Annotated in this window: 16 protein-coding genes; 10 read left to right on the top strand and 6 right to left on the bottom strand. The window is 30.5% G+C overall.

Translation table 11 applies throughout. The features are described from left to right. Positions 1 to 61 precede the first annotated feature (61 nt). Positions 62 to 1162, bottom strand: coding sequence for a DNA polymerase IV (gene dinB / locus AC2D8I_RS03900; protein ID WP_484704681.1), 1101 nt, complete (start codon positions 1160 to 1162; stop codon positions 62 to 64). A 67-nt stretch (positions 1163 to 1229) separates the two neighbouring features. Here dinB and AC2D8I_RS03905 point away from each other — a divergent pair, with 67 nt between their 5' ends. After that, positions 1230 to 1703 (top strand): CYTH domain-containing protein, encoded by a 474-nt coding sequence (locus tag AC2D8I_RS03905; RefSeq protein WP_484704682.1) that lies wholly within the window; start codon positions 1230 to 1232, stop codon positions 1701 to 1703. A gap of 135 nt (positions 1704 to 1838) precedes the next feature. On the opposite strand, the gene hflX is transcribed toward AC2D8I_RS03905, so the two are convergent. Next, the gene (gene hflX / locus AC2D8I_RS03910) at positions 1839 to 3071 is read right to left on the bottom strand and encodes a GTPase HflX (protein WP_484704683.1); all 1233 of its coding nucleotides are present in this window, start codon (positions 3069 to 3071) and stop codon (positions 1839 to 1841) included. Positions 3072 to 3151: 80 nt separating this feature from the next. Here hflX and AC2D8I_RS03915 point away from each other — a divergent pair, with 80 nt between their 5' ends. Further along, positions 3152 to 4111: an endonuclease/exonuclease/phosphatase family protein gene (locus AC2D8I_RS03915; protein WP_484704684.1), complete on the top strand. Its 960-nt coding sequence runs from the start codon at positions 3152 to 3154 to the stop codon at positions 4109 to 4111. A gap of 96 nt (positions 4112 to 4207) precedes the next feature. On the opposite strand, the gene AC2D8I_RS03920 is transcribed toward AC2D8I_RS03915, so the two are convergent. Continuing rightward, positions 4208 to 4543: a single-stranded DNA-binding protein gene (locus AC2D8I_RS03920; protein WP_484704685.1), complete on the bottom strand. Its 336-nt coding sequence runs from the start codon at positions 4541 to 4543 to the stop codon at positions 4208 to 4210. 238 nt (positions 4544 to 4781) lie between these two features. Between AC2D8I_RS03920 and AC2D8I_RS03925 the strand changes: the two genes are divergently transcribed. The 7 genes from AC2D8I_RS03925 to AC2D8I_RS03955 all read left to right on the top strand — a co-directional run bounded on the left by AC2D8I_RS03925 (position 4782) and on the right by AC2D8I_RS03955 (position 11459). Next, a complete protein-coding gene (locus tag AC2D8I_RS03925; protein WP_484704686.1) occupies positions 4782 to 5510 on the top strand; it encodes a LytR/AlgR family response regulator transcription factor in 729 nt (242 codons plus the stop codon). Positions 5511 to 5857: 347 nt separating this feature from the next. Further along, positions 5858 to 6037 (top strand): hypothetical protein, encoded by a 180-nt coding sequence (locus AC2D8I_RS03930; protein WP_484704687.1) that lies wholly within the window; start codon positions 5858 to 5860, stop codon positions 6035 to 6037. A 473-nt stretch (positions 6038 to 6510) separates the two neighbouring features. Next, positions 6511 to 8058, top strand: a complete 1548-nt coding sequence (locus tag AC2D8I_RS03935) for a tetratricopeptide repeat-containing sensor histidine kinase (RefSeq protein ID WP_484704688.1) — start codon at positions 6511 to 6513, stop codon at positions 8056 to 8058. 8 nt (positions 8059 to 8066) lie between these two features. Next, a complete protein-coding gene (locus tag AC2D8I_RS03940) occupies positions 8067 to 8738 on the top strand; it encodes a response regulator (protein ID WP_484704689.1) in 672 nt (223 codons plus the stop codon). Between the two features lie 298 nt (positions 8739 to 9036). Next, positions 9037 to 9573, top strand: a complete 537-nt coding sequence (locus tag AC2D8I_RS03945) for a hypothetical protein (RefSeq protein WP_484704690.1) — start codon at positions 9037 to 9039, stop codon at positions 9571 to 9573. Between the two features lie 1000 nt (positions 9574 to 10573). Then, complete coding sequence (locus AC2D8I_RS03950) at positions 10574 to 11137, top strand: GNAT family N-acetyltransferase (RefSeq protein WP_484704691.1); 564 nt, start codon at positions 10574 to 10576, stop codon at positions 11135 to 11137. Next, entirely contained in the window at positions 11112 to 11459 is a 348-nt protein-coding gene (locus AC2D8I_RS03955; RefSeq protein ID WP_484704692.1) for a hypothetical protein, read from the top strand. Before AC2D8I_RS03950 ends, AC2D8I_RS03955 begins: the two co-directional genes overlap by 26 nt. A gap of 115 nt (positions 11460 to 11574) precedes the next feature. Here the strand turns inward: AC2D8I_RS03955 and pheS are convergent, their stop codons facing one another. The 3 genes from pheS to AC2D8I_RS03970 all read right to left on the bottom strand — a co-directional run bounded on the left by pheS (position 11575) and on the right by AC2D8I_RS03970 (position 13487). Next, positions 11575 to 12594, bottom strand: coding sequence for a phenylalanine--tRNA ligase subunit alpha (gene pheS, locus AC2D8I_RS03960; protein ID WP_484704693.1), 1020 nt, complete (start codon positions 12592 to 12594; stop codon positions 11575 to 11577). A gap of 82 nt (positions 12595 to 12676) precedes the next feature. After that, positions 12677 to 13093 (bottom strand): lipocalin-like domain-containing protein, encoded by a 417-nt coding sequence (locus tag AC2D8I_RS03965; protein ID WP_484704694.1) that lies wholly within the window; start codon positions 13091 to 13093, stop codon positions 12677 to 12679. A gap of 37 nt (positions 13094 to 13130) precedes the next feature. Then, positions 13131 to 13487: a hypothetical protein gene (locus AC2D8I_RS03970; protein ID WP_484704695.1), complete on the bottom strand. Its 357-nt coding sequence runs from the start codon at positions 13485 to 13487 to the stop codon at positions 13131 to 13133. 52 nt (positions 13488 to 13539) lie between these two features. Here AC2D8I_RS03970 and AC2D8I_RS03975 point away from each other — a divergent pair, with 52 nt between their 5' ends. Then, positions 13540 to 14049 (top strand): CvpA family protein, encoded by a 510-nt coding sequence (locus AC2D8I_RS03975; RefSeq protein WP_484704696.1) that lies wholly within the window; start codon positions 13540 to 13542, stop codon positions 14047 to 14049. Position 14050 lies beyond the last annotated feature (1 nt).

The raw sequence follows: 14050 nt of genomic DNA on the forward strand, positions 1-14050 counted from the left end.
AATTCTTGAGAGGAAATAAGTTGTTGTTATAATGATGAGATTTGCTATAAGAAAATGAGGTTTAAAGCTCGAATTTTAATTGCACGCTAACTGTTTTTTGTTTCACATTTTTAATCGGTTTTTCTGTATTTAAATTTGATAACGAAACACCTAATAAACGGACAGAATTATTTAGTTTTTCTTGATATAGTAATTCTTTTGCTGTTTCTAAAATTAGGGCTTTATCACTAATAAAATACGGTAGAGTTTTGCTTCGCGTTTGTAGAGTAAAATCACTATATTTAATTTTTAAGGTTACCGTTTTTCCTGCTACTTTGCTTCTTTTTAGACGTTTAGAAACTTCTTCAGTGATATGGGTTAATTTCTCTAGCATAAAAATTTCTGAAGATAAATTTTCAGTAAAAGTACGTTCTGCTGCTAATGATTTTCTAATACGGTTGGGTTTTACTTCGCTATTATGAATACCTCTAACTACAGCATAATAGTATTTTCCTGATTTTCCAAAATGTGTTTCTAAAAACGCTAATGTTTTAGACTTTAAATCATTTCCTGTAAAAATGCCTTTCTGGTACATTTTTTCTGCAGTTACTTTACCGATTCCATAAAATTTTCGAATATCTAAAACTTCTAAAAACTCCAAAACCTCTTCGGGATTTACCGTTTTTTGCCCATTAGGTTTATTATAATCACTAGCGACCTTGGCTATAAACTTATTTATAGAGATTCCAGCAGATGCAGTTAATCCTATTTCATTGTGTATACGAGTTCTTATTTCTCTAGCGATAAGAGAAGCGCTTGGGTTGCCTTTTTTGTTTTTGGTAACATCTAGATAGGCTTCGTCTAAAGATAAAGGTTCAACTAAATCCGTGTAATCATAAAAAATAGCTCTAATTTTTTTAGAGATCTCGTTATAGCGGTCATATCGTGGACGGACAAAAATTAATTCAGGACAAAGGCGTCTCGCTTTTACACCACTTATAGCGCTTCGTACTCCAAATTTACGAGCCTCATAACTAGCAGCACTTACAACACCACGAGTGCCTCCGCCTCCAACGGCTAGTGGTTTTCCTTTAAGTTCAGGATTATCCATTTGCTCGACAGATGCATAAAAGGCATCCATATCCACATGAATAATTTTTCTTATTGCTAAATCACTTTGCATACTGTAAATTTACAATATTATAAGGTTGTCAAAAACAATTCATAGCCTTCCTTTACAGAATAACAATATGATAGAGATTGAACGCAAATTCTTACTGAAATCGATCGCCTTTAAAAGTGAAGCATATCGCAGTACGCGAATAATTCAAGGGTTTTTAAGTACAGATAAAGAGCGAGTTGTACGAATAAGACTCAAAGGAGATATTGGGTTTTTAACCATAAAAGGAGCCTCTACAAGTAACGGGTTGTCTCGTTTTGAATGGGAACAAGAACTTCCTAAAGCCGATGCTGAAGCCCTTTTAAAGCTTTGCAAAAAAGGAATCATCGATAAAATACGCTATGAAGTAAAAATTGGTGATCATATTTTTGAAATAGATGAATTTTTTGGTGAGAATGAAGGATTAATTGTTGCAGAAGTAGAGTTAAGCTCAGAAACCGAAAGTTTTCCTAAACCAGAATGGTTGGGTAAAGAGGTTACTGGAGATGTTAAGTATTATAACTCACAATTAAGTAAAAAGCCATTTAAATTATGGAATAAATAGATGGCTTAAGAATTAAAAAAGCAACATCTGATTTTTTACTAAATGTGTATATAATAGTATGCCAGTAAATTATGATTCGTATGGTAAAACAGATATTAAATTAATTGGTTATAAAAAAGCGATGTCATCACAACATTATTCATCCTCTCCTTCTCCCATGCTGTCATAATTGTAATCTGGGTATAAAAAATGATTATATGGAAAACGTGTAATATGGATTTCGCGAACTTCATTGTAAACCCGTTTTTTAAAATCTTCAAGATTCTTTTTATTTAAAGCAGAAATAAATAGAGCATTATCTCCTATTTTGTTCATCCAAGTATTTCTCCATTCATTCAAACTATAATGTAGTTTTGTACGTTCAGCAACGAGATCGGTTTCATCAAAAGGTTCAGCTTTATAGGCATCAATTTTATTAAAAACCATTATAGTGGGTTTATCGCTACTGTCTATTTCTCCTAAAATTTTATTTACAGAAGCAATATGGTCTTCAAAGTTTGGGTGTGCTATATCGACTACGTGAAGTAGCAAATCGGCTTCGCGAACTTCATCCAAAGTACTTTTAAAAGAGTCTACTAGTTGTGTTGGCAGCTTACGTATAAAACCAACAGTATCCGACAGTAAAAAAGGTAAATTTTGAATAACAACTTTTCTAACAGTCGTGTCTAAGGTTGCAAATAGTTTATTTTCTGCAAAGACTGCGCTTTTGCTTATGGTATTCATTAATGTTGATTTTCCAACATTCGTATAGCCTACTAGTGCTACGCGTACCATTTTACCTCTATTGCCACGCTGTACAGACATTTGTTTGTCTATAGCTTTTATTTTATCTTTTAATAAGGAAATACGATCGCGAACAATACGTCTATCTGTTTCAATTTCTGTCTCTCCTGGACCGCGCATTCCAATCCCTCCTTTTTGACGTTCTAAGTGTGTCCACATTCCTCTTAATCTAGGAAGTAAATATTGGCATTGTGCTAGTTCTACTTGCGTTCTTGCATAACTGGTTTGTGCGCGTTGTGCAAAAATATCTAAGATTAAGTTGGTTCTATCGAGGACTTTACATTCTAAAATTTTACTTATATTTCGTTCTTGTGAAGCCGAAAGTTCATCATCAAAAATAGCGGTGCTAATGTGGTTGTTTTCAATAAATTGACGTACCTCTTCCATCCTACCAGTTCCTATGTATGTTTTAGGGTTTGGCATTTCCATTTTTTGGGTAAATCGTTTTAAAACGGTTCCACCTGCTGTAAAGGTCAAGAATTCTAATTCATCTAAGTATTCTTTAGACTTTACTTCGTCTTGTTCTTTTGTAATAACCCCAATCAATACAGCTTTTTCTAAAGCGATGTCCTTTTTTTCTAGCATAAATAAAATTAAAGCACAAAGTTACACAATTGAAAGCAGATTAATTTCCCTATTTTTAACCTATAAACGGAATTCATTGTATGTTCAATTTTTTTAAATCTAAATCTATAAAAGACACCATTGCATTTTACAATATTGAAAACCTGTTTGATGTTTATGATGATAACTTTACACGAAATGATTTTAACCCAAACTCCGAAAAAAAATGGGATATAAAGCGGTATGAAAGTAAGTTGAAAAAAATAGGGTATGTGATTTCTAACATTGGTAAAAAAGAAACCAATAAACCGCCAGCCATTATTGGTTTAGCTGAAGTTGAAAATGCACATGTTCTAAAGGATTTAGTGAGTTCTAAGCATATTAAAGCATTTAAATATAAGTTTGTACATTATAATTCGCCAGATGAACGCGGAATAGATGTCGCTTTGCTATATGATGAAACTGTTTTTAAAATTATTAATTCTGAAACATTTTCTATACCATTATATGAAGAGAATGGAACGGTTGATTATACTAGAGACATCTTATTGGTAAATGGGCTGTTTCGGGAATTAGAGCTTTATGTTTTGGTAAATCACTGGCCTTCCAGACGAGATGGGTATAAAGAAACGGAATATAAACGTATGGAGGCCTCTCAAAAAGTTTCAGAAATTATCACAAATATAAAAGACCAGAAACCAAACGCTAAAATTATAATAATGGGCGATTTTAATGATGATCCTGCTTCTAATAGTATAAATAAACTGGAAGAGAATCACAATTTGTTTAACCCAATGCATCTGTTACACTCTACAGATAGAGGTAGCACCCGTTATCAAAATAAGTGGAATTTATTTGATCAGTTTATTATTACGCCTAATTTTTTCGAGCGAAAATTTAATACGCTTCGTTTTCTTAAAGCTAATATTTTTGATGAAGATTTTTTAAAGTTATATGAAGGAAAACATAAAGGAAGTCCTTATAGAACTTATTTAGGAAAGCAATATAAGGGCGGTTATAGTGATCATTTTCCTGTGTATATGTTGGTGCGTAAAAAGTAAATGTTTGGCTAGTACTGTTTGTTTATACGTTGTTTTTTATAAGAACTTAAGCCCTAAGCTTTCTTTTTCACTTAGAGCTTAAATTTTTAAAAGATATTATTGTTTACTTAATAGTAACAGCTCATTAATCACAATTTCTGTGGTATAACGCTTCATGCCATCTTTATCTTCCCAAGTACGTGTTGTTAGTTTCCCTTCAATAGCGACTTCTTTTCCTTTTTGTAAATATTTTTCAGCTATGCTTGCTGTTTTTCCCCACGCTATTACATTGTGCCATTGCGTGTCTGTTATTTTTTCTCCGTTTTCATTTTTATAACTTTCATTTGTGGCAATGGAAAATTTAGCAAGCATTTTACCCGATTCTAAATTAATAACTTCAGGGTGGTTGCCTAAGTGTCCGATTAACTGTACTTTGTTTCTAAGTGAGCTCATAATTTTAAATTTGTATTGTTAAACTATTACTTTGTTGTAGAACCAATATCGATTCCGCATTGCAAATGTTTAATATGTAAGCGTATTATAAGGTTGTTTACCACTTAATTTCGTTTGTAGTCGTTTGTAGTCGTTTGTAAACGGGTATTATATAGAAATCCTTAACAAGTGTAAGGATAATCCTTATCTTTTTGAAAAATGATTTTTTTAATTTTAAGGTTCTAAAATTTTCTTTTTTTTGAATACTTACTATATTATAGATAATAAAAGTGGATTAGATCATAATCTTAGCGATGTATTAGCAGATTACCCTGTTTTTAAGTCGCTAGGAAGCTCATCTAATTATGAGGAAGCGATGAATATTATTTTAAAACGCAAGCCTGATATTGTATTTTTAAACTTGGATAATGTTTTAGAGAACACTTTTCAGTTTGTGATTGAGCTAAACACCTATTTGGAAAATTCCCCGAGTTTTATCGGGATTTCAGAGTCTAAAGGGTTTGCGTATCAGGCCTTAAAGCATAATTTTACAGATTACCTGATTCGTCCTCTTTTAGAATTAGACATAAGAAAATTGGCTTTAAAATTAAAAAAAAAACATACGGCCTCTTGCAATAGTAGAATGCTGTGCTTAAAATCGTATAATGATTATCAATATATTAATATAGATGAAATAATATTTCTTAAAGCAGATAATAATACGACAGATTTTTATACTAATAACGGCAAAGTAATTAGTGCATATAAAACCTTAAAAATATTTGAAAATACACTTCCAAAAAACTTTTTAAGAATCCATAAAAGTTATATTGTTAACAAAGATTATATTTCTAGAATTAATTATGGAAAATCAAGATGCACAATAGATCATACTTCATATAAAATCCCCTTTACAAAAACATATATTCATAATATTGAATTTATAAAAGATTGCTTGGCTAGCACTTTTACTTCCAGCTTAAATTGAATTTAAACATTTTAATAAAGACTAATTTATTACTTAAAGGATCTAATAATTTACAGAAACAATTATTATTTGCCATTCATATGCCTGTACTTAAAATAGTGTGTGTTCTTTTTTAATTTTAAAATTTTCCTTTCAAAAATGGAGTGTTTACTCACAGACAGACGGTATACACTAAATCTGCGTTTTTTTTTTAGGGTATTGCTACTTATCAAAGTAATTTAGCGGTATAAGCAAGCTTCACTTATTAAAATGTTAAGGCCAAATTTAAGTTAACTAAAACCTTAACGCATTAAAAATCCATTCCCAATTTTTGGGGTTAACTATTAGTACAATTTAAAACCACAATTATGAAAACTACAAATAAACTAATTGCATTATTATTTTTTACAGCTTTATTTTACTCCTGTTCTGTTGAGGACATCAATGATACCAATTCAAGTGATACAGAAACTCAAAGGGTAGAAAATGCGACTGGAGGTGAGGATGCAGCTGAAACAGATGACGATATGGATCCCAATGGGGAATAATCAGTAACAGAAAAAATATAAAAAAAAGCTTTAAATATATATTTAAGGCTTTTTTTTTTAATTTTGTTTATTTAAAGGACCAGGCTATTTTCAAAATCAAATCCCATACCAACCACTATTTAGGTCTTATTATAATAAGTGCTATTATATGTGGCTGTACTGGTAGTAAAAAAAAAACATCAAGGGTTTGTAAAATACAAAAAGAAAATCTAGAAATTAAACGTTTACATGATAAAGCCTATGCCTTTTTAAAAGAGAATGACTCCACAGCTTTTAAACGTCTAAATAAAAAAGCTTTTCGAGCGTCACTAAAGCTAAACGATACTTCGGGTATTGCTCAAGTATATTGGCGATATGGTGCTTATTACTCTAAAAAAGAGGTGTTTGATTCTTCTTATTACTATTATGATAAAGCTTATAAGCTTTACGAGGCTAAAAAAGATACTTTTTTTTCAGGTAAAATGCTTTATAATATGGCATTTATACAGAGCCGGTTTAAAGATTACATAAATTCTGAGGAAAAATTATTTGAAGCCATTTCTAAGTTTGAAATGTTAAATAAAAATATTTCGCTGTACAGATGTAATAGTCTTCTTGGGATTATATATAAAGAGTTGGAGGAGTATGAGAGTTCTATCCGTTATCATAATAAAGCTTTAGATTATCTAAAAAAAAGTAAAAATAAAAAAGATTATAAGGAATGGACATTAAATAATTTAGCAATAACTTATCAAAAGAAAAAGGATTACGATAAGGCTATAAGTTATTTAAAAAAAGCCCTAGAATCTAAAGATCTTAGTGAAAAAAACTTGAAATTATATGCTAAGATCATAGATAATCTAGCCTATACGCGATTTCTAAAAAACGATAGACTTAATATTAAAAGGTGTTTCGATGTATCTTTAGGAATACGGAATGAGATCACAGATATTTCAGGTATGGTTATAAATAAGCTGCATTTAGCAGAGTATTATATGGCCATAGAAGATACAACAACTGCTATTGCTTATGCTAAAGAAGCCAATGAGTTGGCAAATTCGATTAAAAATAATAGAGATATTATGTCTTCTTTGCTTTTGCTTTCTAAAATCGATTTAGATAAGTCTGCAAATTACTTAAGCGAATATGTTCGTTTAAGAGAAGCATTAGAGCAGAAAGAACGAAAAATAAAGAATAAATTTGCTAGAATTCGTTTTGAAACGGATAATTATATTTATAAAGCAGAAATACTGTCTTCGCAAAAAACCATAATAACCATAACAGGAATTGCGATGACTTTTATATTAAGTTTGTTAATTTATATAAGATCAGAACGTTCTAAAAAACGAGAATTAATTTTAGAAACAAGGCAAAGGCAAGCTAATGAAGATATTTATAAATTAATGCTAAAACAGCAATCTAAATTAGAAGAAGGCCGTATGAAGGAACGCAATAGAATTTCAGAAGAATTACATGATGGCGTGCTTGGGAAAATATTTGGTACAAGAATGGGCTTGGGATTTCTAGACTTTCAAGGGAGTCAAGAAAAGAAGGACAGTTATATAAACGAATTGCAAAAAATTGAGCAGGAAATAAGAAATATTTCTCATGAACTAAAAAACACAATTCTTCAGTCTAGACAAGATTACATTACACTTATTGAAACACTGGTAGAAGAACAAAGTAAATTAGGCGGTTTTGAATATACTATAAATACTGCCGATGGTGAATTGTGGAATGAAAGCAGAGATAGTGTTAAGATTAATTGCTATCGTATTGTGCAAGAGTCTCTTTTAAACATCGTTAAACATGCAAAAGCAACACTTGTTAATATTACCTTTGGATATACAGATGAAAACCTTAACTTTACTATAAAAGATAATGGTGTCGGGCTTAATGATAAAAAAGTGAGTAAAGGTATTGGTATCTCAAATATACACTCTAGAGTCAAAACAATAGATGGGACTTATTCTTTAGTCTCCCAAAAGAATAAAGGCACAAAAATAACGGTAATAATTCCTTTTAAAAATAGAATAGAATAGAATAATAAATGAAATCCATTAATGTATTAATTATAGATGACCACCCTATAATTGCAGATGCTTACAAAAGTGCAATGTCAAAAATAAGCACGGATAATGAGGCTTATACCTTTAACATTAAAGAAGTAAATACTATTGATAGTGCAAGCTATGAACTTAATAAAAGATCTAAATCGTCTTTTGATATTATTTTTTTAGATATAAAATTACCAAAATCTAAAGACGGTTCTTTGTTATCTGGTGAAGACTTAGGTTTAGAGATAAGACGTATTACCCCTAAGTCCAAAATAATTGTAGCAACCACATATAACGATAATTATAGATTAAATAATATTCTTAAAAGCATAAACCCAGATGGGTTTTTAATAAAGAACGACATTTCTTCTGGAGAATTAGTAGAAGCGATCAATACTGTAATCGAAAACCCTCCTCATTATAGTAAAACTATATTGCAATTACTGCGTAAACACATTACTAACGATTTCGTATTAGATAAAATTGACAGACAATTATTATATGAGTTATCATTAGGAACAAAAATGGGGGACCTTCCTAATATGATACCGATGTCTATTGGAGGGATAGAAAGAAGAAAACGTCAATTAAAAGAAGCGTTTAATGTCTCTAAAATGGATGATAAAGCATTGGTGGAAGTGGCTAAGCAAAAAGGTTTTATATAACTACACAGAAAAACCTTACTAATTGTAAGGAAAAACCTTACTCGTCATTCTTTTTTTTTGTGTAGATTCGTAATGTACTCTTTTATAAATAAGAGTTTCTCCCCCAAAGATATTGAACAAGAAACATACTTAAATACAGGTTTTAAACATATTAAGTTATTGTTTGAGGTTATCTTTTAAATAATAAAATAATGTACTCAGCACATTTCTTTCTGTACGCAGAATGAATAACGTAAAAAGCGATAAGTTTAGTATCGAAGAGTATTTGTTTTTTTTAAATTCTTAAATATATATAACAATGAATTTAACAAATGTATTTGAATTAGAGGAAGCTCAAGATTATGATGGCGCGTATTATGCGTATCAAAAAATGATGACAGGGAATAAAAGGAATTTTGAATTATGGAAACACAATTTTTTCTTTTTATGGTACATGTTGGATACCGTTGAAGGGCAATTTACAATTGATGTTAATTTAAGAGAAGCTTTAGTTATAGAATTAAAAAAAGGGCAAAAAACGTATGCTAACATAGCAGAATTTAATTTTATAGCAGGTTATGCTATTTCGATAGTGCCTTATGAGTTTGGTAACTGTACAAAATATGAGAAATTGGCCATTAAATTACTAGAAAAGGCAACAGTATTAGAACCAGAAAATCCTATTTATAAAATGATTTTACTAGGCGCACAATGGGATTTTGGAGGTCAGGAAAATAGATATAATGAAGTTTGTGCTAAATCTAAAGAAATCATTTTACAAGAGTACAACGGTAATGGATTAATTAATAAATACTTTGCAACAATTTTGAGCAGATATGAAGAAGTGTTAGTGTAAAAGTTTCCTTATAAATGCTAAGGAGTTTCCTTACAAATATGTTAAAGTATTAATTTATATTTACTGTAATAAATTGGAAGACAAAACAATAGGATTTTATTGTTTTGAAAAGAGTAAAATAAATTTAATCTAACTAGCTTAGAGAATTATTTTGATGGGAGCAAAAATAAACGATCAAGTTAGTTAGGTTTTTTGAGTAAAAGTGTATTTAATAATTTTATGTAATTAGCCATTAAAATCAATTAATAATTGAGCAAAGATAACCAATCTAACTGATGAGAAATCACTTAAGTGTAGGGACTTACAGTAGACTAAATCAGTTAGGTTTTTTTAAAAATTAGTAACCAGCTATTTATGTCAATTAATCATTGACCAAAAGTAACCAATCTAACTGATGAGAAATCACTTAAGTGTAGGGACTTACAGTAGACTAAGTCAGTTAGGTTTTTTAAAAAAATTAGTAACCAGCTATTTATATCAATTAATCATTGACCAAAAGTAACCAATCTAACTGATGAGAAATCACTTAAGTGTAGGGACTTACAGTAGACTAAGTCAGTTAGGTTTTTTAAAAAAACTATAGTAATCAGCTATTCATATCAATAAAATAGTGATTAAACATAACGAATCTAACTGATGAGAAACCGCTTAAGTGTAGGGGCTTGTTAGTAGGCTAAATCAGTTAGATTTTTTCTAAAGATACTTAAATTTTTTAAGCAAACTCCAAAAAGGGCTTTTTTTTATTTGCAACCGCCTCATTTTCATATGTGAAATGATATAATAATTATAGCAAGTTTAGTATATTAGACTCTTTTATTGATAAGGTTTTAAGTTGTTTAATTTTTTTTCTACTGTATCTATTCGCTTTTTGATTCATTTTTATAGCAACGCATTCCTCTTTAATTTAAAATTATGGGGTTTTTACGAAATACTAATAATGAACTTTTAAGCAGTTAAGTGTTGTAATGAAGGTTGTTTAACCAATAATATAAAACGACAGATGAGCATTCATATTGAAACAGACCGTTTAATTTTAAGAGAATTACAGGAAAGTGATAGAGACAATATGTTTACTCTCGATTCCGATCCCTTAGTCCATAAATATTTAGGTAATAATCCTATTAAAACAAAGGGAGAGGCTATTGTTACTATTAAAGGAATACAACAACAGTATAAAGAAAGAGGTATTGGTAGATGGGCTACTATACTTAAGGAAACAAACGAATTTATTGGATGGTCAGGACTTAGGCTTTATACAGATGAAATGTTTAACAACACAAGCAATTTTTATGATGTTGGATATAGGCTGATGCCTAAATATTGGGGACAGGGATATGCTACCGAATCAGGAAAGGCTGCCATAGCGTATGCTTTTAAAGAATTGAAACTTAAAACAATATATGGTATTACAGAGGTAGAAAATATAGCTTCCCATAAAGTACTTTTAAAAATGGGATTGCATTATATAGAGCATTTTTATTTTAAAGAGGACAATCTAACATTACGATGGTATCGCATTAACAACCCTAATAAAGTTTATGGAAAAGAAATGTTTGGAATGTGAAGCTAGAATTATAGGAAGAGTTGACAAGAAATTTTGTAATGATCATTGTAGAAATGCTTACAATAACAAAATTAATAAAGACGGGAAGAATTTAATTAGGAATATTAATAACAAACTTCGTAAGAATTGGAGGATTCTTGAAGCTTTAAATCCTATTCAAAAAACCAAAACGACTAAGGAAAAATTAACAGAAAAAGGGTTTGATTTTAATTATTTCACAAGTACCTATACCACTAAAATAGGAACGGTTTATTATTTCGTTTATGATCAAGGTTATTTACCTTTAGAAGACGATTTTTATGCTCTTGTAAAACGAAAATAAATGAAAGTGTATCGTTTAACTAAAAATGCCTTGAGTGTTAATTCAAGGCATTTTTAGCATTCATTTTATTAATTGTTTTTAGACTATTAAGGAGTATAAATAACCAATAACACTGTTAGAAAGCACTTTTAAATTGTTCTAAGAAGCGAACATCATTTTCACTCAATAAACGAATATCACTTATTTGATGCAAGAGCATTGCTATACGGTCGATGCCTACTCCAAAGGCAAAACCAGAATATTCATTAGGGTTAATTTTACAATTTTGTAAAACATTAGGATCTACCATGCCACAACCTCCAATTTCTAACCAACCGGTCCCTTTGGTAATTTTATAATCTGTTTCTGTTTCTAATCCCCAATAAACATCAATTTCAGCACTAGGTTCTGTAAAAGGGAAATAAGAGGGGCGTAATCTAATCTTAGACTTGCCAAATAACTCAGTGGTGAAGTATTGAAGTGTTTGCTTTAAATCAGCAAAACTTACATCTTTGTCTATATACAAGCCTTCTACTTGATGAAAAAAGCAATGTGAACGTGCCGAGATAGCTTCGTTCCGATATACTCTTCCTGGTGAAATAGTACGAATAGGAGGTTTGTTATTTTCCATATAACGTACTTGTACAGAACTCGTATGTGTACGTAATAATATATCTGGATTTGTTTGTATAAAAAACGTGTCCTGCATATCTCTTGCAGGGTGATATTCTGGTAGGTTTAAAGCCGTGAAATTATGCCAGTCATCTTCTATTTCAGGGCCTTCACTTACGTTAAAACCAATCCGGGAGAATATCTCTGTAATTTGATTTTTTACAAGTGAAATGGGATGGCGTGCACCTAACGAAATAGGTTCGCCAGGACGCGACAAATCACCAAAACCTCCTTTCTCTTCTTCTTTGGCTTCCAATTCGTTTTTTAAAGTGGCTATTTTATTTTGTGCAGTATTTCTTAATTCGTTGATGATCTGCCCAAAATCCTTTTTCTGGTCGTTAGCAACAGTTTTTAATTCTGCGTAAAAATTATTAAGCAGTCCCTTTTTTCCCAGATATTTTATACGAAAAGCCTCAACCTCTTCCTTAGATTGTGCTTTGAATGCTTCAGCTTCAGTAATTAGCTCTTTTATCTTCTCTATCATAATTTCATTTCAAAAATGAAATGCAAATTTAGTGATTTTTAAATATAAAAAAATGACTTATGTTTAAGGAGTTTTTAGTTTTCTAATTTTTAATAAAGACTTGTTTAAAAGTATAGGTTTCCCCTTGTACAATTTCAATTTCTGTTACAGAGAAAGTATTGTCTTCAAAAATGACTTCATTAGTTGAAGCTGTGTCATCAATTGTAATGGTATAATTATTATTTCCCGCATTTTCCCATGTCCCTAAATCCGTATCTTCTAGCTCACAGTTGTCAAGAACATCATCATAATTACTAACCTTATAGGTGTTGTCCGAATTAAACTCTAGGGTATTTTGCTTTTCACAAAGGTTTAAATCTTGCTCAATATCATTATAAAAAGCTTTATGAAAAGTCCAAGTTCCTATAATGGGATCTATAGACGTTGTAGTGTCATCATCGCTTTCACAGCTTGTAAAAATTAATAAAATAATACTTAAAAATAGTCCTGTTTTTTTCATTTTTTGTTTGTTTTATAATTGTTTATTAAATTAAAGTTTAATCAATATAATGGGTTTCTATAAAATAGTTAACAATGGCTTCTTTCATTAAAACGCTCTGCTCACCAGCTTTTAAGTGTGGTAATTGTTCTTTTACTTTATAGTGTGGCCAGCCATCGTCATCAACAAAATCGAACTCATAATAACCATAAGGTTCCAATAGTTTACATATGGCAATGTGCATTAGATCTAATTTGTGATCCTTTTTAAACCTACGGTTTAATTGGCCTAATTCCTGCACGCCAATAAGGTAAATAATGGCGTCTAAATCTAAGGTGTCTCCTTCTGCAAATTGATTAGACAATTTTTCTACCACTAATTCCCAACGTGCTTTTAATTCTTGATCTCTAGACATAATAATTTTAAAGTTGCAAAGTTAACTTATATTTACACATAAATTTATTCTTATGAGTGTTATTGATATTGTTTTAGCTGCGCTTTTGTTATTTGGATTGGTTCGTGGTTTTATGAAAGGTTTTTTCGTAGAAGTAGCCTCGTTAGTTGCGTTAATAAGTGGTGTTTATGGAGCTATGCATTTTAGTAATTTTGCAGCCTCTTATTTGGAAGAAAAAACACAATGGAGTGAGCAAACTATTAATGTTACAGCATTTGCTATTACTTTTATTATTATAATTATCGTTATTTCCTTGGCAGGAAAAGCGCTAACAAAACTTGCTGATTTTGCGGCTTTAGGCGTTTTAAATAAATTACTAGGAGGTGTTTTTGGAGCGCTTAAAATAGGGTTGATTTTAAGCGTTATTCTTATTGTATTTAATAAAATGAATAATACAATTACTTTTGTAAGTGATGAAAATATAGAGGATTCTATACTCTATAAACCTGTAAAATCTTTGGCTCCAATGATTTTTCCTAGCATCATAAATAACACTGAAGATTCAGAAGAAAATCAAGCTTAAT

The organism is Lacinutrix sp. YIN62 (genome assembly GCF_057219185.1).